This window comes from Planctomycetota bacterium (genome assembly GCA_016207825.1).
Taxonomy (GTDB): Bacteria; Planctomycetota; MHYJ01; order JACQXL01; family JACQZI01; genus JACQZI01.
This window is the reverse complement of the sequence record JACQZI010000022.1, coordinates 1-21,243: the sequence shown is the minus strand read 5'-3', so window position 1 is coordinate 21,243 and position 21,243 is coordinate 1. Positions and strand designations below refer to the sequence as shown.

Here is a 21,243-nt window from a genome sequence, read left to right as displayed (position 1 = left end):
CCGCCGCAGCGGGATTACATGCTCTAAGAAGCTAGAAATATTGAGGTGATGTAAGATGAAAATTGGATTAAATGATACCGTCAAACGGGTGAGTAACCTGCCTTTCCAGAAAATAGTTGATGAAACGATAATCGTTGACCCGCACAACCGCCTGATGCATTCTTTTAACGAGGTCGGCAGTTTTATCTGGGAGAAACTGTCTGAGGCGGTGACAATAAACGAGCTACTTGAAGAGATTGACGCCGAATATGATACGGCTGATGCCGATGTGAAAGAGGACGTCATAGGTTTCCTGGAAGAATTGCACAGGCAGAATCTCGTGAAAAAGCATTAATCCTGAATATGGATAAATCAATTCCCGAATCAATCCGTGATAATGCGGATAAACACCTCATCCCCTTGAATGCTGTTTTGGAGCTTACCAAGCGGTGCAATCTTTCCTGTCGCCATTGTTATCGTGTGGTTAATAAAGCACGCAAAGAAATCCCAACCACAAGGGTTATTTCCCTGGTCAATGAATTACGCAAGGCAGGTTCTCTATACGTTACGCTTACCGGGGGGGAGCCGTTGCTTCATCCTGACTTATTGAGAATATGTTCGGCGCTTAATGACGCGCATATGGCAATCCAGATTTTTACCAACGGCACGCTGGTTACCGCGGGATTGGCGCGGGAATTATCTCGTTTTAATATAACAGACATCTCTTTATCGCTCTACGGCGCGGCCCCGGAAACGCATAACCGGATTACCGGTGATAATGCCTCGTTCAATAAAACCATTCGGGCGGTTTCTATATTAAAGAGGCATAAACTGCCGGTCCGCGTTAAGTTTATTATGATGAACGATAATATCATAGAATACAGCCGGATGCGCAAGCTTGCGGGAAAGATGGGCGTTTATTACGATATCGACCCGGTAATTACGCCGTGCGATAACGGAGATACAGCGCCGACCAAATTACGCTTAAGCGATGAAGGACTCAAGAAGATTTATAGCCGCGCCATTAAAACGCCTGACGCCAAACGCACGACACCGGGCACGTTTTCCTGTTCTTTCGGACGTTCGCTCTGCGCCATTAACACATACGGTGATGTTTATCCCTGTATCCAAGTGCCGCGTTCAGCAGGTAATATTATAAAAAGACCGTTTATTAAAGTCTGGCGCGAATCCAAATGGCTTAAGGAATTGAGGGGATATTCTGCCGATAAAGTTAAGGAATGCCGCAGGTGTGATTTGGCGTCTTATTGCCGGAGATGCCCGGGGGTGGCGTATGTGGAAGAGGGGAGTTTGTATAAGCCGTCCAGGGAAGCCTGCCGACATGCGAGGGCGATAAGAGAATTAGCCACGGAGGCGCAGAGAACACAGAGGATTGATTGTCATTGCGAGCGACTCCTTCGCTCTGTCATTGCGAAGGGCAAAGCCCTGAAGCAATCTCGCTTGGGGTAAACTTCGGGAGCGTGGCAATCTAATGCTATGAAAGAAAAACAATATTGTATTTATATAATGACTAATAAAAGGAATACAGTCCTTTATACTGGCGTAACAAATAACTTAAAAAGAAGAGTGTATGAGCACAGAGAAAAAATGATAGATGGGTTTACGAAAAAATATAATGTGATAAAATTAGTTTATTATGAGCAATTTGATAATATTGAAAACGCGATTCTCAGAGAGAAGCAGATTAAAGCTGGGTCTCGTAACAAGAAGATAGAATTAATTGAGCGTATGAATCCGGAGTGGAAGGATTTATACGAGGAACTTTGAGATTGATTCTTCCGATATACATCGGAATCGTAATGACAGTAGAGGAAAGGCTGTTTCACATCATCCGGCTGGCAAGTTTCAGTATTCGCCAGAAATGATGTATGAGGCGCAGGGGATAATATAATACGGCGAGAGAGGCGCTTGATCCATATCTCCGTTGCATGAAATCGGAAGAGGGGAAAAAGGAGTCTTTCAATAAGCGCAATTTGCCCGGGCAGGTGAGGAAGCGCAATACCGGCGCCATGTCTTCGGACGGATGATTTAATGCCATGCAATAGATTTTCATTTCCATAGATTTGCGGGTAGGCGGCTTGATTTTGGTTAATACTTCATCGTCAATAACAGCCTTCTTGCGCGCCGCCATAAGCCCGCAATACATCGGGACTTCAAGGTTATAGCGTTTTATGAGCGTTGAGATTAAATCCCAGCTTATATTGTGTTTCCGTATAATCCATGAGGCATCATTTATCGCCGCATTCTTGATATGCCCGTGCCCGGTAAAGGAATATGTCAGGGCGTAAATAAGGGCGTCTTCGGGGGAAAGGATATAGGTCTCGTTATCGGACAGGGCGGCTTTTACCGCCCTTTCCCATATTTCGGAATTGCCTCGTGTATCGAGGAAAGAGAGGTCTGTGTGGATATCAATATGTATGGTGAATTCAGGAAGATTATTGCTATAATGGGCTTCAGAACTCCGGCGCATTTCCAGCTTATAGCCTAAGGCATCCATTGACTTTTCAAGTAACGGCAAATCCGCGCGTTTCACCAATAAATCAATATCCGACATCGGGCGTGAGCCTATATCCGGGTAGACGGTTTGAGCCAGCGCCGCGCCTGCCAGGACTATAGTTTTAATATTGGACCTGCCTGCGCCGAGGCTTTGGCAGGCAGGATTGTTTAATTGTTTTAGTGTTTTAGCCAGCTCGTTATAGATGATAATGTTCCTTGCCAGAGTCCAGTTATCCATGGCTTAAAACTATCAAATCACTCCTGAAAAATCAAAGTTTAAAGCAAACAAAAGAGGGTTAAAGGTGGCATAGGGGGGTGTAGATACCCTACCTACCCCCAGTCTAAAACAGTTATACTCCCAAGTTAAATCCGTATAATCCCCACTATTTGGACGTAATATACTCCATATCAGAACGTAATACACTCCATATCAAGCCGTCATATACTCTATATCAAGCCGTAATATATCTCCTATCAAGCCGTTATATACTCTATATTTGGACGTGATATACTCCATATTTAGACGTGATACGCCCTCTATTTGGACATGATATACTCCATATTTAGCCGTGATACACTCTATATTTGGACGTGATACACTCCATATTTAGACGTGATATACTCCATATCAAGACGTAATATACTCTATATATGGACGTAATACCTATACTCTGGCAGATTGATATACCCCTTGTGGAAAAAACAGGAAATATGCCAGGTTCGGGATTAGGATGGTTTTAGGGATTGGATAAAATATCTCCGCGGTCTTTATCCACGAAAACGAGGTCTTTCCATCTTGTGATTTATAAGGCGGTTAGAAACAGTCTACCCCCATCTAGGGGTGGAGGGTGCCTTACCCCCCTACCACCCGAAAGCTACCCCTCCCCACGCCAAAAGGATACCATCCAGTAGCCGAAAGGGTTAGGGAACGTATCCGAAAGGACTGGGATATATCCCCGGTGAGATTAGGGCATATACCCGGAAGGATTAGGGAGCGTATCCGAAAGGAGTGTGGCACGTAGCCGAAAAGGTTAGGGCGCATAGCCGAAAGGATAGGAACACGTAGCTGAAGGGATTGGGACACGTAGCTGAAGTATACCCGGAAAGGCTCGGAAGGATACCCGTGAGCTACTATATCGCTAAGGATTCAGTATGGCGTCCCTGAATTGCCGGTGCATGCGAGTAAGTAATCAGGCGCCGGCGCGTTTAAATTTAAAACATCAGAATCTTACTGCTGATATCACAAAAATGGGTTTTAGAATCAGGTAAGGCGTCCCTCGAATTACGTCCAGCTTACTTTGTTGAAGATGCAGTAAGTAAGCGGTCTATCTTATTCTGTAATGACTTCGTATCTCTTACAGATAGCCAGCAATTATCGAGTAAAGGAATTTGTTTATCTGGGTCAATCGGATGCTTTTTAAAATACTCTTTCAGTTTGGTAGCACAATTATCTATAAGAGACGAAATGACTAGAGGGGGAATTGTTAAAATCCAATAATTTTTATTTCTATCGTTTATGTCAGAACCCCCTAAATAATAGGGGCTCGATTGGTCACTGGAAATGTTAAATCCGTGTTGCCTGAAACTATGAACTGACCAATTACGCATAACCCAGAGAAGAAATGGATAACGAACCGCTTGGATAAGAGGTCTAATCAAATCATTTTTATATCGGTCAAAATCACTTAATAATGGGTCAACATCGGCAGAACGATGAACCTTACCATATTCCCATTTGCTTAGTCTTCCAGATACGTCTTTATTCAACTTATCATAATCTGGTTGGTCTTGAATTTTAATCTTTTCCATAAGATATTGTAGTTGAACAAGGCTTATTCTATCTTTAAGGTTCCAATCTGAATACTCATCAATTAATTTCACGAATCGTTTACGATTATCTTTTTCATGCGGAAATGCCCATGTCGATAGAGTATCTAATAATGACAGAAGAAGTGTATATTTACTGTCATTAGCTATAATTCCTTTATTAATCTCATCTTTCTTTTCACTTGCCCATTTAAATATGGCATCATCAAAATTCCCATTCATAATTTTAACCTCATTCTTTTTAGGACAAATTCTCGGTTTACCAGCGTATCAGCATCTATTATTTAACTGCATTAGAAGCAGTTCTTTTTGCCGATCGTATGCGTCTTAAGCGGCGGATGAGGAAAATACCGAGAATCATTATGCCGATACAGGTGATGAGTTTTACCATCCAACCGGTTGAGACCATAAACCAGCCGTAGGCAACTACAGGAATCAACATAACTTGTGCTATGCGTTTCGCCCAGTTATGTTGCCCGATATACTGCGCCAGAGGCGGGCTATTCTTGTAATACTGTGCGACTAACCATTTGCCGGGCGAATTGGTCAGGAGATATTTCTCCCTGAAATGCCTTAACGCCATCACTCCGGGCGCAAGGGGCGAGCCGTAAGCCGCCGTGGCGATAAAGCACCAGGTTTTCCCGGCGCCGCCTTCAGCACTGCTCCCGCTTGCCTGTCCCGCATTAATGGTTATATTAAATATGCCGGAGACAGTGAAATTATCGGCGTCCTTAACCTGAACCGTAAAGCCGTAGGTGTTATCCGTCCCGTAGGGCGGCGTGCCGATGATTTCGCCGGTGGCGCTGTTCAAAGTGAAGTTCGGCGGCAGTCCTCCGTTAGTTATTGACCAGGCATAAGGCGGGAATCCGCCGGCTACGGAAACAGTTGTCTTATATGTGGCTCTGACATAGCCGCTTGAAAGCGCATTAGTCACAAAATGCAGGGTGTTGCCGCTTATCTGGCTGACCTGGATAGAGAAATCTGCGGTATCGTTATTATCAAGGAAATCAACTGCCCGCGCCGTGAAATTATATAATCCTGCGGACCCGAGCTGGATTGTGCCGGTGATGTCGCCGGTTGAGGTATTTAAGTTCAGTCCCGGCGGGATGGAGCCGATGAAAATAGTCCAGGTCACTGGCCCTGAACCGCCCAGCGTGCTGAGTAACGCGCTGTAATAAGCTCCGGTCTCTGAATTAGAGAGCGTCCCGTCCGCAATAGAAAAAGGACCGCTGGTGGCGGCATAAATGGTATTGCCGTAAGCGCCCATATTGACCCGCGTGCCGCGCGGATGCGGTTCATTCAAATAATCATCAGATGGCGCGCCCATATCTATGGTCGGCTGGTCGAGGACGACCCGATAATCCTTGTTCGGCTCATCCAGGAAAACCACATGCAGGGAGATATTCCCGATGCCCGGTGAGGCGTTATTATAGTTTACCGTGTTTTGATAGGCATCGTTATAGGTTATCGCAGGAATAATTCCGGTGGCGGCGTAAACGCCGTCGCCGTTATACATAATGATATTATTGCGGATTGCGCATTGGGAACTGTTGGCGTAAATTCCGGCGATGGAATTATTAATGATTGTATTATTGATGATAGAGGTGTCCGAGCCGGAGCCGGCAAATATCCCGATATTGCAATTACGGATGACGGTGTTTCTGATGAGGGCGTTATCGCCGGATGTATCTATGCCGACATGCGCTCCGTAAAGGGTCAAGTTGCTGATGGTCGAGGTGATGCCGGCGCCCGCGGTTAGGAGAACCAAGCGGTCCAAGCCGGTTCCGTTAAGAATAGTGTGGTGAGGCGAATAACCGGCAAGGTTGACGCCTTGTTTAAGCGATAAGGTGGAATTGATTACGAATGTGCCCACGCCCAAGCGGACAGTATCGCCGCTTTGCGCCTGCGCCAGCGCATAAATGAGGTTATTATAAGGCGTGGTATTGACCATAATGGGATAAAGCGGCCGGGCAGAGATTTCAAGCGGGGCGCTCTGGAGCGCGTCATAATCTTCAGCGATAATCTGGAATGTATACATCGTTCCGTTGGTTAGCCCGTTGACGCGGTAATTGGTTGTGTTACCGGCGTTGATTGGCGCGTTGTAAGAGCCACCTTCTTCCTTGTAAGCAAGCAGGTACCTCTGGACATCCTGAGAAGCGCTGGACTGCCAGAAAAGGTCAACATAACCATTTCCGGCCTCGGCACGGAAATTAGTCGGGGAAAGAGGCGCGTCTTGCGCGCGGTTTATCCAGAAGCTCTGCGCTTCGGACCATTCCGAATATGCCAGACTGGCGTCTATGGCCCTGACGGCATAGGTAAGATTGGTATTATCCGTGATTGCCGAAGGCAGTGTGATGGATGTTACGCCGGCAAGAGTGGCAGTGATATAATCGTAATCGAGCAGGATTTCGCCGTCGTCATCTACGCGCACCAGATAGCTGAGCGTGTTTGACGGGTCTCCTGCATCCGGGTCAACCGCCGCGTTCCAGCTGATGGCCGGGGTGGTCGAGGTGATGGTTGCGTTATCAGCCGGAGTAAATCCGGCGGTCGGCGGAGAAGGCGCGCGGTTGCCGTCATTCCGGAAGGCATAGACCGAGCCTTTTTTAGTGGCGATGAATATTTTACCGTTGGCGATTGCCGGCGAAGACTGGCAGGCGTCATCCAGCGGATAGATGGATATTGTTTCGCCGTCGGCGGGATTGATAATCCTTAGTTCCTCCGCGAGCGAAGAAGCCGTTACGATAAGCTCTCCTGAAGCGGATGACATTGTTGCCGGGGCCGGGCACAAGCCCAAAGGCGGGATTTTGTTCTGGTCGGCGGTAATGCGTGCGCCGATATTCTTTTGCCATTTAATAGAATGCGCGGCGGGGTCAATGGCAATGATATATTCATTAAGCGTGTATTGGTCTACAATGCTGTCGGCGTTGGTGTCTATAAAATAATCAAAGCGGGCGGTAAAGCCGATGAGATTACCGATTTTTACCGGAGAAGATGAGTTTAGTTTGGTGTTAAGTATGGTGCTGCCAGCTGGAGAGAGCGGGTCAGAAAGAAGTATCTGGTAATTCGTCGCCCAATCAGCCTGGTTAATCGCGACACGATAGAAAGAGAGGTTGGTTCCGCCGGGCAATAAGTAAGCGGAGTCATCCACGACTAAGGGAGAGGAAAGCATTACCTGTCCGCCTGCCTGGCAGGACCAGATTATTTCTCCGGTGGTTTTGTCAAGCGCGTAATATTTGCCGCTATTGCAACCGACAACCAGGACCGTGCCGGATATTGCCGGGGATGAATAAACAATCTGTTCCAGTTGGGTTTCCCATAAGAACTGTTTGGTTAGGGCATCAATGGCAATAACCTTGGCGTTCGGGAATCCCGAGCCCATGTAGAGTGTGTTATCGGAGATAACGGGCGAAGAGAATTCCGTTCCGCCGGTGCGGTAATTCCAGATTAGCGCCCCGTTTGAGAGGTTCAGGCAATAGATTTTCCCGTCAGTGGAAGGGATGTAAACCCGTCCATTGCTGATAGAAGGCGAGGCGATGATTTCATCGCCGCTCAGGAAAGACCAGAGGAGCGAGCCATCGGATTCCTTAATCGCGCGGACGAAGTTATCGCGCGCGGCGAAAACCACTACGCCATCGGCAATTGCCGGGGAAGAGACTATCCCTGCCTGGCTGGCTGGCAGGTCCGAGCTTCCGGCGTATTGCCACGCCGCACTAAAGGCGGAGGATAATTTTTCCTGGGTAGAGCGCTGGCGGCTGGTATCGCGGGAGAGGGAAGGCCAGTCCTCAGCAAACAAGTTACAGGTTACAAGTAACAAGTAACAAGTAACAAGCACCGCGTAATACTTTTTAACTCTTAAACTCTTAAACATTTAAACCTCTCTTAAGGAGTTGGGTCTAACATATTCTCCAAATAATATATCTTGCCCTGGTCAGTCGGTATCAGGAATCGCCGGTTATCGGAATCGTAATTGATATCCCCGATCTTTATCCCGGAACCAAATGAAAAGGTCTTGATGACCGCTTTTTGAGATTCGTCTATGACAAATATCTTTCCGTCATTATTGCCGATGTAGATTAATCCGGTGTTATTGGGCATGGGCGATGATTCTATGGCTGTTCCTCCGCCAAGCAATAATGGATAAGGCGTAATCGACCCGCCTTTATCAGGGTCGTAGGCAGTGCCGTTCATCTTAAGGCTATAGAAATAACCACCGGTATCAGCATAGAGCAGCCTGGTTTCAGGTCCGTTAGGCGGGTCATGATAGATAAACATTACATAAGCCATTACTTTAATAGAATTTTTTACTGCCGGGGTATATGGAAAACTGTCGGTATTGGTGAAGGTGGCGGACCAGACGTCTATTCCATGCATCAACCCGTAATAATCACCCACATAGAGCCCGTTTGTAAACGGCCAATAGGTGGTCGGCGCCCGGACGCTATCCAACGGGGAATTATTCTGCTTGTCATTAGCCTCGTTGGAAATATCCAAACGATATAATAGGGGCGTTTGCCCGGCAGAATATACTATGCCGGATTCGTTGGAGGTAAAAGTATAATTTACGGTTAATTCGGTGAGGCTGTTTACTGCCGTAATGCGATAGCGCCCTTGTTGAGAACCGCTGGAGATGATTAGGATATCGCCGGCTTCAAGCCCAACGGTTAGGAAGAAAGCACTGGTTGAAGTGACATAAGGTTCCCCGGCCGTAATCTGCAAGTCGTTGCCGCCGGCAAGCTCCTGGTAATCCGAGCCGACAAAAAGATAGGTAGTGCCGCCTGACATATCCCAAGAAGGGATAGAGCGGACCGGCGAAGCGGCCGTCCGGGCAAAAAGCACTTCACGGGAAGTGATGACCACGGCATAGATTTTTGGAGTGACACCGTTCATGCCGCCGAAATAGAGATTAATTCCATCGGTGATGACCGGCGAGGTGATTTCAGTGCAGCCCGGAACATCGAGAGGCCAGCCGGGGGAAAGCTGAAGTTCGCTACCGGTGTCAATTAACCTGAAAAGATGGCCGCCGGTTGTCCCAAAGTAAACAGTATGGTCCGTTCCTTCCGTATACCACCAAACCTGGCCGACTATATCGCCGTAGGAGTTATCTATATTATAATAATAATCCTTAAAAGCACCTTGGCTATCCATGACATAAATACGGTCAACGGTATTTGGCCCTTGTATATTTTTTGACGGCAAATAAGTAGAGTAATACGCATAGGTATTAAGGTCGAAAGCAATGGTGGGGAACCCCTCGATTTGACCCTGCGCCTGGGTTCCGGGAGTGTAAGTCCATAAAACGACCGCCCCGGTGCCGTCCGCCACGCCGTCATCGTTGGAGTCATCATCATAATCAAACGGTTCACCGGCGCCGCGCCCGCTTGACATGGTGCCGATTGAGTATTTGATGCCGTTATCCGAGGCGGTTAAATTAGACGTTAAGGTTAATTCGGTCTGGCTGTTAACGGCGCTGATTACATAAGTGCCGATATCCATTCCTTGTTCAATCCTTAGGATATCGCCGTTCATTACGTTCTTGGTGGTGAACGTTGCCGAGATTGAAGTAATAATATTGGAACCTGCCTGGGTAATCAGGTCGTTTTGCTCTTCCTTCTTCTGGAACCTGTCCTGGAAACGGATGACTGAACTCGCTCCCGTAGCAGAGACATTATAACCGGTGGTAATCGTCTCAAACCAGCAATCGGGGCTGTCAATATTAAGATTAGCGAGAGCAATAGATATATAACGGCTATTGGATGTGCCCGGATGATTGTAGAAGCTGATGTTTTTCAGGGTTGGCGTAACGGCCGTGCTTTGGATGTCTAATCCATTGGCAGTCATTGAGCGGATTTCACAGGTATCAAGGTTAACGGCGCCGTTAACAATAAAGTAAAAACGGTCGGTTCCCGGCGCAGGCGTCGTGATGGCGGTATTATTATCCGCCTTGAAAGTCCCGTTTGAGTTAACATTGATAGTGAGCCCGTTGCCAAGGACAAGAGTTCCGCCCTGTAAATAATAAGCGGCGTTGGATTTTACCGTTAGTGTCCCGTTAGCCGCCAATTTGACTGTCTTGCCGGAAGGAATATTAATATTGACCGTTTGGTTCCCGTCTCCGATTTCCAGGGTCTTTATCGTGGCGGAATAAAATGTAGAATTGGTGCCGAGCAATACGACTTTACCGGCGGTTTGGTTGATGCCACCTGCGGCGTTATTATCCAGCAGGTCTGATTTACAGGTCAAAACAGCGCCGCTATTGGTGATGTTGATTTTGCCGCCGGTTGTGCCGGTAACGATAGAGGCGGTTCCGTTAACAATTAATTGATAACCAGCGCTCATATTAAGGATGCCGCCATCCTGGACTTCCAATGAGGCAATGATAACGCTTTCATTAAGCGATGGGGCATAAGCGCGACTGGGAATGATAACACTCGAACCGGCGCCCGGCTTGCTCCCGGTATTCCAGTTAGCGCCCCAGTTCCAGGCGGTTTCATGCCCGCTGGCGCCTCCGACCCATGTGTTGGTGGCAATCCAGATAATGCTCGTTCCGGAACTTTCATATTCATATTGGTCGCCGCCTCCGTTATTACCCTGCCAGTTGGAGAAATTAAGAGAGGTTGAACCTGATGTCGCGGCGCAGACAACATTATTACCGGTGGCAGTCCCGAAACTCTGGTCAAAGGAGCAGGTATCAAAGTTGCCCGTATAGCTGCCTGAAGCAAATCCGATATAGAGATGCCTGGCGCCGTTGCCTTGTCCGGTGCCGGTTGGGTCTTCCTCAACATTCTGGAAGTCCGCATCATCGATATCAATATTGGTAATGGCAGCCGTGGAAGCGATGGTTAATCCATACTTTTTGGCATATTCGAAGATAAGAGCGTTAATATCAATTCCGCCGCTATTCTGGACGGTGAAATCATATCGTTCTCCGGAGGAAGCGCGGGTGACTTTCGGTTTATAGGTATACGAGCCGCTTGGATTGGTCTGGAAGGACCCTTCAATATAGACCGTAGCGTTATTGCCCATGCGCAATTCTCCCACATTGGCGGCGGTGTTAGAACCTTTTATAATGAGCGTGCTATTGTTCTTGACGGTAAGATTGCCATGAACGATAAGCTTGCTGTTATTGATATTGAGCGTGCCGGTTGTTGAGGTATCTCCGACATCGCAAGTGGCGGCGACATCGTTTGTAAAACCCGTGCCCAAATCCAGCGAAGCGCTGTTATTCACGAGGAGCGTGCTGTCTACATCCAATCCGTTAGATGAGCCTGAATCAATAGAAGCGGAACCGCTGACAATTAATTTATAGAAATCACCTGTTGCACGGTTGGATTTTATAGTGCGCGCGGAGCCGATTATTTTTACGGTAGAGTTGCCTAATGTAAACGCGCCGGTGTCAACCCAGTTGCCATCGCATTCAATCATCCCGCTGCCGGAAACACCGAAGTTTATTGTGCCGGTATTGGTTAATCCGGCGGACTTTAGCCCTTGTGATGCGGCAACAGAAGAAGAAGCGTCAAGCGAGCCGCTGTTGGTGACCGCGCCGCTAATCGTGATTTTACCTGTGGAGGTGTTTAAGGTTCCGGTAATGGTGCATGAGCCTCCGACAGTATGGACGACATTAGAATTAAGGGTTAACTGGCAACCGCTCCTTATAACCAGATTATTTGATATTTCCAAGTCCTTACCGGATGTAACGGAAACAGACGGGGTTGCCGTTCCATCGCCAATAGTCAGGGTATAGAATTTATTATTGCCAGAACCGACATCGGTGTTAATAGACTGGGATGTTCCGACAAATATAATATTAGAAGTTCCGCCTGTAAACGTTCCGGAGGAATCATTCCAGTTGCCGGCAATACGGTGTGAAAAGCTACCCGGATTAAATGAGCCGTTTATAGTTATATTACCGACTATATCCAGAGCATTATTCGCCGTATAAGATCCGTTGATATTCAAACTATAGAAATCGGTTGAGTTTGATGTGGTGATTGTCCCTGAGCCGGCAGTAAGGTTGATGGTGGAATTTCCGGGATTAACCGTGCCCGAATCATCCCAATTGCCGGAGACGGTTATCTGGCTGGCGGCTGAGCCGAAGTCCAATACCCCTGTTCCGGTATTCGTAAATGCGTTGCAGTTCAAGATGGATGCCTGGTCCATATCCACGGTTCCGCTGTTCGTTAAGCCGCCGGTTATCGCCGCTGTCCCGGTGGTTAAATCTATCCTGCCCGTATTTTCTATGGTTATGCTCCCTCCGACTGTGTGTCCGTTATTGCTGTTTAATGCCAGGGTGCTTCCCGCCTTTACGGTTAAGTTACCTCCGGTCTTAAGATTCCCTGTCATCTGGATTGTCGGAGTGGCTGTCCCATTGCCTATATTCAGCTTGTAGAAACTATTATTATTCTGTGTTATGGATTGCGAAATACCATCCAATGTTATTGTGCTTAATCCGGCATTGAATTCGCTGTTAGCCGTGTTTATGTCGTAATTTCCTGCGATTGTATGGCTCCATCCGGCGTTTGTCGGGTCTGCCTTAAAGATTCCCGATGTCACCTTGAAATTGCCGTCTATGTTTATCCCGCTTGATGCGGCATTGGCCGTGTAACTTGCGCTTCCTGAGTATTTATCTATCTCTAAATGATGATAGTTTAATGCCGGTATCGTCTGGTCTAAAGCTTTATTGTCAAATACAATTGTCCCTAAATTTGGCGCCAGTGTCGTTGGGTTAAAGGTTGCGCCTGAAAATCTTATTGTCCCCGTTCCCCCGTCTATTATCCCTCCGCTTAGATTCCCGTTTATGTCAAATATGCCGTTAGCCAGCTGGATAGTCCCGTTATTCGCGGTCGTCCCGTTTATGGTTACGGTTTTACCCGCGCTGGTTAACGTGCCGGTTACTGACAGGTTATTGGTTATCGTCAAGTCCCTTGAAACCGTTACCGTGCCGGTTGATTTGTTTATCTCCAGGTTATAATAAGTGCTGCCGGCAATTCCCAAATCTATCGATTGGGTGCCGTTGCCGTCGAGTATCACCTTGCCGTCACCCGCGCCGAATGTGCCGTTGCCTTCTATGATAAAATCGCCTTTTACTTCAAGGTTATATGTCCCGCTTCCTGATTCCGTTAAACACGCCCCGTTTTCTATCTTTAATCCGATGCAATTACCGGTCGTATCCAGCACCGGGAAATTGCCTCCGGCCGGAGCAGTAGGTATCAATATATCCTTACTGCCATCCGGTATTCCGTTGGTCCAGTTGCCGGTTAAGTTCCAACTGGTGGTAGTTCCAACCCAGGTATTCAACTGCACCCAATTAACTACAGCATTGCCGTTTCCCGGAGTCGGGTCGTCATAATCCCAATCCTCTTGTCCCGGTGTCACGTCATTGGCATTTGATAGTGTAATAGTTACTGTCACTCCCTGTGCATTATCTGCTACTACCACGTTACCTATCGTGGCTGACGGCCCTCCGGCACTCCCTTTGTAACTGCCGTCAAAGCTCATGTCGCTGAAGGTGAATGACTGCGTGGAAACATAACCGGAAGTAACCTGTAAATTTAAGGCCGCTCCGCCGATCGGAGCTGCCTGCGAGGCAAACGCGACATCGTCTATATCCAGTATATTCGCGCCCGTATTTATCTTTAATCCGCTTGCGTCTACGCTTTCGACCGTTAATCCGCTGATGTCTATATTGCTTCCCGAATTAGCGTCAAAACTATAGGAATCTGTCCCAATCACTCCGGATGTGGTGATCTTAGGCTTAGTCGCGCCTCCGCCGCCCCAATAGGTTGTAAATGCCCCGTTTATGGCTATTGCTTTATTGTTTGCTATCTTTAATACTGCATTATCCCTCAGGATTAAACTGCCCTGATTAGATACCGTAAAATTATCGCTGCAGGTTAACTGGCTGCCGTTAATATCAAGCGTTTTTTCTATGGTTGAGAGTCCGCTGACACTATGGTTTAATCCGGTATTCAGGTCAAATTCTCCGGCGTTAACCTGTAAATTACCTCCTATTGTAAGAGCGGCATTAGGTTGTAATACGCTGGTCGCCCCGATATTTACCTTGAGATTATTAAATGACAGGGCAGTGCCGTTGGTTCCCTTGCTGATATTGAGCGCAGGGGCGGTCCCGTTGAATTCCACCATGCCGCCTTGCGGATTAAATGTGCCGTTTAACTGCCAGTTGCCGGTGCAGGTTATCCCGTAATTGTTTCCGCTTATGTCCAGTGTTGACTTGGTCGCATCATCGGTTTCGTCTATGGTCAGATTTCCTTTTACCTGGATAGCTCCGCCTAATGTATAAGTCGTATTGATACTGCCGGTCTTTAAATTGCTTTTACCTGGATAGCTCCGCCTAATGTATAAGTCGTATTGATACTGCCGGTCTTTAAATTGTAATATGATTCAGCCGGTATAGCCTGTCCTGTGCCGTCAAATATGATCGTGCCGGCATCTTCATTAAGCGTGGTTGGTGCAAAGGTGCCGGCTATTCGCAATATGCCGGTTGAGTTATTGAATTCAATCGTCCCGCCGTTCAGGTTGCCGTTTATATCCAGCAGTCCCGCACCGAGGGTGGTTGTGCCTCCGGTATTGGTATAATTAACCGCATTGTTATACGTCCCGATTCCGATATCTACCTGGCTTGCGTTTATCGTGTTACCGGTAACATTTATGGTAGAAGCCAGGTCCATCTTGACCGTGCCGCTATTTGAGATGGTGCCAATAGTATGCACCCTGATTGAGCCATCATCGCCGTCAAATATGCCATTAGTTACGTTTAATGTCCCGTTTATGGTGAGATTTCCCCCGGATGTGGATGTCTGTCCGCTTTTGAGAATCCTGATATTATTATACGTATACGATGGAATGGTCTGCCCGCTTATTGTATTATCAAAGATAATGGTGCCGTCGGCGGCAGTTAGTGATGACGGGGTAAAGTTAGCTCCGCTAAAGTACATCAGGGAACCGCTTCCATTGATGAACCGCAATGACCCGCCGGTGAAATCGCCTTCCAGGTCGAGTGTTCCGGCTGCCGCGGACTGCCCGATATAGATTATTCCACCATTAGTTATATTACCGTTGATTGACACAGTTTTGTTGGCTGTCCCGAATTGGCCGGTGACGACCAGATTATTCGTAATGCCGCAATTACTTCCCGCGGAAATGACGCTTCCCGAGGCGATATGCAGGGCATAGAAATCACCCGTTCCGGTGGTGGTAATATAATTGCCGGCTCCGCTTAGGGTAATCTTGGATTGCCCCAGATTGAAACTGCCCGTCCGCACCCAGTTGCCACCAGACGAGATAGATGCAGAAGAGCCGGTTACATCCAATGTACCGGTCGAGGTGATATTCACTCCGCCTCCTGCCGTTAGATCCGGGTCGTCCGTGGAATTACTCGTCATATCTAAGATACCCGTATTTATCCCGTCGCCTATCCGCAATAAGCCGGTTATGCCGATTGATGATGTATTCGCCTTCAGCTTGCCCTTGTCTATATAGCAATAACCGCCTATGGTATGCTTGTTTCCACCGATAAAACCAGTCCCTAAATCCAGTGTCCCATTGGAAATCGTCAGGTTGCCGTTAACCGCCAACTTTCCCTGTGCCAATACACTTGTGCCAACACCGGTATTGTTTGTTATGAGATGATAGAAGTTTGAATTAGCGGTAATATTTTGATTAATATTGCCATTAAAAGCAACAGTTCCGCTTTGAGGATTGAATGTTCCGCTAAGTGTGAAATTACCGCCGATTGCCAGGGAATAATTTCCGCCTGTGACATCAAGTAAGCTATTAGAAGTGATTGTTATACTGCGGCTGACGGTCGTGTCCGAAACGAGATTATAAGTTTCTATATCCGCATTTCCACCGCTTCCGGCAATAAGATCATAGTAAGTTTCGATTGGAAAAGATACGGTTAATGGCGTTGCTCCCTGGTCGCCGTTAAAATAAACAGTTCCGGTATCTTCGGAAATATTATCGTTAAACGGGGCGGTTGAGATGCTATCATTACTGTCATCATTGTAATTTCCCTGGACTTCCATTGTGTAAGAGTTAAGCTTTAGTATTCCGGCTTGCCCTTTAAGAGGGGCGGTTAAATCAGGATTGATATCACCCGTATCTACTCCGCTTTCGGCTAATTTGACATTGCCCTGTAATGAAACTATTGTTGATATGCCAGATATGTTAAGATCATTAAGAACAAATGGCTGCTGGGCTGTTCCGCCTATTGCCTGGGTGGTATTGCCGTTAAACTTTATGTTGCTGGTAGATGGCCTGAAAATATCATAAGCCGCGACACTGCCATCAATCGTGAGATTGCCGCCAATATTGATTGTAGCCGAACCGGCATCGAGATAATTGGGATTACCGGTCATCTTGATTGTAAGGTTTTTGCTTATGTTGTATGTGAAAGTTGCCATGCTGCAGGCAAAAGAAACAACTCCGTCACCGACCTGCAGATGGTAATAGTTTTCTGCCGGAAGGGCAGTTGTTCCCATCCAGACAAATGTTCCGGTATCAGAAATAAACGTTCCGTTTTTCGACCAGCTATTCGTGTTGAAAGTAGCATTGCTGAGGTTGAAAATGCCTCCTTGCACGGCGAATACCGAGCCTATTCCTGATACTTTTACGAATGAGCCTGAAGCCAAAGACGCAGTGCCGGTAATACTGACAGCGCGGAAGTTTTGCTCGCTTGAAATAATCGTGTTAGTTCCGTTAAAGACAATCAGTCCGGCAGTTTGGTTAAGCGTTCCGCCTGTATTACTCCAGTTGCCGCCGATTATCACTTGGGAATTAGCCGTGGTCATCTGCAGGATGCCTGTTGAAGCAAGGATGAAATTACCGGTAATGGTAAGTGATTTGCCGTTGATGTCAAGTGTTCCGTTGGTTTTTATTTCAAGCGATGCGCAGGCGCCGCTTATATCCATAACAGGGTTTCTTCCAGAAGCCGGATAAACGACCACGGCCGAGTTTTCCGAGCCTGGCACGCCGTTAGACCAGTTGCCGTTGTCATTCCAATTGCTGGAATTATTGCCTTCCCAGGTCGTTGAGCCCAGCCATTTAATCTGCACATCGGTGTCATTGCTTTCCCATTCATAAGCCGGGCCGGAGCCCAAGCCTCCATAATTAGAAAGCGATATTTGGTTTGAGCCAGTTGTTGCTGCGCCGATAATATTATTACCCGTATTTATTCCGAAAGAATTATCAAAAGTGCAACTGTCAAAGGTCTGGGCGAAACTGCCCGAAGCAAACCCAATATATAAGTAGCGTGCGCCATTGCCCTGTTTTGTGCCGGATGGGTTTTCCAGGACATAGCGGAAGTCTGTGTTATCTATATCGATATTGGAAATGTCCGCATTTGAAGCAATGGTTAATCCATTGCTGTTGGCATATTCAAAGATAAGGGCGTTAATATCAAGTTTTCCCCCGCTTTCCACGTTAAATGAGTACCGGGCACCAGCGGCGGCATGTGTTACCACGGGTTTATATGTGTAAGTCCCGCTTGGATTGGTCTGGAGAAATCCCTGCATGCTGACTATTTTTCCATCGGCTATTTTAAGCTGTCCCTGTTGTCCGTTTATATTAGACCCGACTATCTGTAATGTACCGCTGCCGTAGACTGTCAGGTTGTTGTTAGCAACGAATATTGAATTGTTAATATTAAGCATTCCGGAAACAGAGGTGACTCCGTTTACTGTCGTCGTCAATACTGTTCCGAGATTAAAACTGCAGGAAGAATTGACAGCTAAGTTATTATCAATATTGATAGATGATGCGGCACTGACCGTTCCGCTGACAGTTAAATTATACAGCGATCCGTTTGTGGTTGGCGCATTAAGATTTGTCGTTGAACCTCCTATTTCCAGTGTTGAATTTCCCTTGGTAAATGTTCCGCTGCTGTTGATGAATGTACCGTTGCAGGTTATTTTGCCGCTTGCGCTTGTTCCGAATGTAATGAGCCCTCCGTTAGTTACAGAAGAAGCTGTTAATTTACCATTTACCCCGGTCGTTTCAGTCAGGTCAATCGTTCCATTATTGCCGACCGCACCGACGTTTATCTGCCCTGTTTTGATAAAGAGGGTTGCCGAAGGGTCTATGGTAACCGAACCGGAAACAGAATGTCCGGTATTAGAATTAATTGTTAATCCGCTTCCTGTATTGATAATAAGGTTACCATTGACTACTAAATCGCCCGATACAATTGTAAACGACGGCGTATTCGTATCATTCCCGATTTCAAGATTCTTAAACTTATTCCCGCCTGTTGATAATTTCGTGGTTATGGTCCGGCTTCCCGTTCCGTCAAATCTGATAGTTCCATTTGTAGTACTGAATGTTCCGGCACTATCATTCCAATTGCCGGCTATCTTATGCGTATAAATATCAGGGTTAAACGTTCCGCCAATAGTTACACTGCCTTCGATATCCAATGCATTAGAAGCGGTATAACTCCCGTTAATAACCAAATGATAGAAGTCGGTGATCCCTGCGGTTGCAATAATACTGCTTGCGCCTCCAGTTAAAGTAATCGTTGAATATCCCGGATTAACAGTATTTGAATCATTCCAATTGCCGCTTATAGCCATTCCTGCGGCGGATGATGTGCCGAAATCAAGTGTTCCTATATTGGTAAATGAAGCCGCACTGATATATGCGCTTGAATTGGTCATGTTTATCATTCCGTTGTTCGTCATGCTCCCGGTAATCACGATACGACCGCTTGATGGATTTAATGTGCTTGTATTATCTATTACAAGCGTTCCCCCTATGCTATGCCCTGTATTGGAATTGAAGATTAACGAACTTCCCGTGTTTACCACCAGGTTATTTGCGACTATTAAATTATTTCCCGTATTTATTGTAACAGATGGGGTTGCCGCGTCATCTCCGATATTCAGCTTGTAGAAGCTATTGTTATTCTGCGTTATTAATTGCGAAACGCCATCCAATGTTATGATACTTAATCCGGGGTTGAATTCGCTGTTTGCAGCATTTATATTATAATTGCCCGCGATGCTATGGCTCCATCCGGCGTTTATCGGGTCTGCCTTAAATATGCCTGATGTTACAGTAAAATTACCCTCTACATTTAGCCCGCTTGCACCTGCGTTCGCCGTATAACTTACGCTTCCCGAGTATTTATCTATCTCTAAATTGTAATAATTATAAACCGGTATATTCTGGTCCGCGGTTTTGCCGTCAAATATAATTGTCCCGCTTCCAGCCGTTAATGTTATTGGAGAGAATGTTACCCCGCTAAACCGGAGTTGGCCGGTTCCAAATGTCAGGGTGCCTCCAGTTAAGTTATTGTTTGTGTCTAATACTCCGTTTGCGACCTGTATTATTCCATTATTTGTCGTCGCCCCGTTTATGGTTAAAGTCTTATTGCCTGTATTTAACGTCCCGGTTACAGCCAGATTATTCTCTATCGTTAAATCCCTCAATAATGTAATCGTTCCGCTTGCTTTGCTTATATCCAGTTTGTAAAACTCATTGTTCGTTACGCTTCCGAGGTCAACGGTCTGGCTACCGAGTCCGTTAAAGATTACCTTTCCGTCCCCGGCATCAAAAGTTCCGTTACCTTCTATAAGTATATCACCTTTTATCTCCAGATTATATGCTCCGCTGCCGCTTTCCGTAAGGCAGGCCCCGTTTTCTATCTTTAATCCGATGCAATTACCGGTTGTGTCCAATATCGGGAAATTCCCTCCAGCTGGTGTAGTTGGTATTAATACGTCCTTTGTCCCGTCAGGTATCCCATTGGTCCAATTGCCTGCTAAATTCCAGCTCGTGGTATTGCCTATCCAGGTATTTAACTGCACCCAGTTTACTACTGCATTCCCGTCTCCAGGAGTCGGGTCGTCATAATCCCAGTCTTCCTGCCCGGGCACTACATCATTCGCATTCGACAGTGTGATCGTAACGTTTACCCCATTGGCATTATCCCCAACCACCACATTACCTATTGTTGATGACGGCCCGCCAGCCGAGCCTTTATAGCTACCGTCAAAGCCCATGTCAGAGAATGTGAATGACTGCGTCGTATTATATCCCGATGTTACCTGTAAATTAAGTGCGGCTCCTCCTGTCGGCGCGACCTGTGAGGCAAACGCGACATCGTCTATATCCAGTATGTTCGCACCGGTATTTATCTTTAATCCGTTTGCGTTTATGCTTTCAATCGTTAATCCGCTGATATCCACACTACTGCCTGAATTGGCGTCAAAACTATATGAATTTGTTCCAACCGCTCCGGATGTGGTGATCTTAGGCTTAGTCGCGCCTCCGCCGCCCCAGTAGGTCGTAAATCCTCCCGCAATGGCTATGGGCTTGGCATCGGCCATCTTTAATACGGCGTTATCCCTCATAATCAAACCGCCTGAAGCCGAGACAGACAGATTGTTGGCGCAACTTAACTGGCTTCCGTTTATATCCATTATTTTATCTATTGTGGTAATGCCGTTGATGCTGTGGCTTAATCCGGTTGAGAGGTCGAATTCTCCGGCGCTGACTTGTAAGCTGTTGCCTATCGTAAGCGGGGCATTAGGTTGTAATACGCTGCTTGGACCGATATTTACCTTGAGATTATTAAATGACAGGGCAGTGCCGTTTGTTCCCTTGCTGATATTGAGCGCAGGGGCGGTCCCGTTGAATTCCACCATGCCGCCTTGCGGATTAAATGTGCCGTTTAACTGCCAGTTGCCGGTGCAGGTTATCCCATGATTGCTTCCGCTTACATCCAATGTCGATTTGGTCGCGTCGTCTGTCTCGTCTATCGTTAAATTGCCTTTTACCTGGATAGCTCCGCCTAATGTATAAGTCGTATTGATACTGCCGGTCTTTAAATTGTAATATGATTCAGCCGGTATAGCCTGTCCTGTGCCGTCAAATATGATCGTGCCGGCATCTTCATTAAGCGTGGTTGGT

General features: G+C 46.8%; 8 protein-coding genes. 3 read left to right on the top strand and 5 right to left on the bottom strand.

Annotated elements, in window-relative coordinates:
* Positions 1–55: 55 nt before the first annotated feature.
* The 3 genes from HY811_08070 to HY811_08060 are packed head-to-tail and all read left to right on the top strand — an operon-like array spanning position 56 to position 1,764.
* A complete protein-coding gene (locus tag HY811_08070) occupies positions 56–334 on the top strand; it encodes a PqqD family protein (protein ID MBI4834756.1) in 279 nt (92 codons plus the stop codon).
* A gap of 8 nt (positions 335–342) precedes the next feature.
* Positions 343–1,446, top strand: a complete 1,104-nt coding sequence (locus tag HY811_08065) for a radical SAM protein (protein ID MBI4834755.1) — start codon at positions 343–345, stop codon at positions 1,444–1,446.
* Between the two features lie 57 nt (positions 1,447–1,503).
* The gene (locus HY811_08060) at positions 1,504–1,764 is read left to right on the top strand and encodes a GIY-YIG nuclease family protein (protein MBI4834754.1); all 261 of its coding nucleotides are present in this window, start codon (positions 1,504–1,506) and stop codon (positions 1,762–1,764) included.
* 55 nt (positions 1,765–1,819) lie between these two features.
* Here HY811_08060 and HY811_08055 read toward each other — a convergent pair whose 3' ends face one another.
* The 5 genes from HY811_08055 to HY811_08035 form a co-directional block, all read right to left on the bottom strand.
* Positions 1,820–2,731 (bottom strand): nucleotidyltransferase family protein, encoded by a 912-nt coding sequence (locus HY811_08055; GenBank protein ID MBI4834753.1) that lies wholly within the window; start codon positions 2,729–2,731, stop codon positions 1,820–1,822.
* Between the two features lie 1,055 nt (positions 2,732–3,786).
* Positions 3,787–4,542 carry a hypothetical protein gene (locus HY811_08050; protein ID MBI4834752.1) on the bottom strand — a complete coding sequence of 252 codons (756 nt, stop codon included), beginning with the start codon at positions 4,540–4,542 and terminating at the stop codon, positions 3,787–3,789.
* A gap of 58 nt (positions 4,543–4,600) precedes the next feature.
* Entirely contained in the window at positions 4,601–8,188 is a 3,588-nt protein-coding gene (locus tag HY811_08045) for a PQQ-binding-like beta-propeller repeat protein (GenBank protein ID MBI4834751.1), read from the bottom strand.
* An 11-nt stretch (positions 8,189–8,199) separates the two neighbouring features.
* Entirely contained in the window at positions 8,200–14,457 is a 6,258-nt protein-coding gene (locus HY811_08040; GenBank protein MBI4834750.1) for a hypothetical protein, read from the bottom strand.
* A 179-nt stretch (positions 14,458–14,636) separates the two neighbouring features.
* Positions 14,637–21,243, bottom strand: a 6,607-nt coding sequence (locus HY811_08035; GenBank protein ID MBI4834749.1) for a hypothetical protein, incomplete at its 5' end; no start/stop codon positions are given.

Bases quoted from the DNA above. Each gene is read 5' to 3' on its own strand.
- HY811_08070 (MBI4834756.1), top strand. From the start codon at position 56: ATGAAAATTGGATTAAATGATACCGTCAAACGGGTGAGTAACCTGCCT.
- HY811_08065 (MBI4834755.1), top strand. From the start codon at position 343: ATGGATAAATCAATTCCCGAATCAATCCGTGATAATGCGGATAAACAC.
- HY811_08060 (MBI4834754.1), top strand. From the start codon at position 1,504: ATGACTAATAAAAGGAATACAGTCCTTTATACTGGCGTAACAAATAAC.
- HY811_08055 (MBI4834753.1), bottom strand. From the start codon at position 2,731: ATGGATAACTGGACTCTGGCAAGGAACATTATCATCTATAACGAGCTG.
- HY811_08050 (MBI4834752.1), bottom strand. From the start codon at position 4,542: ATGAATGGGAATTTTGATGATGCCATATTTAAATGGGCAAGTGAAAAG.
- HY811_08045 (MBI4834751.1), bottom strand. From the start codon at position 8,188: ATGTTTAAGAGTTTAAGAGTTAAAAAGTATTACGCGGTGCTTGTTACT.
- HY811_08040 (MBI4834750.1), bottom strand. From the start codon at position 14,457: ATGGTGGAATTCAACGGGACCGCCCCTGCGCTCAATATCAGCAAGGGA.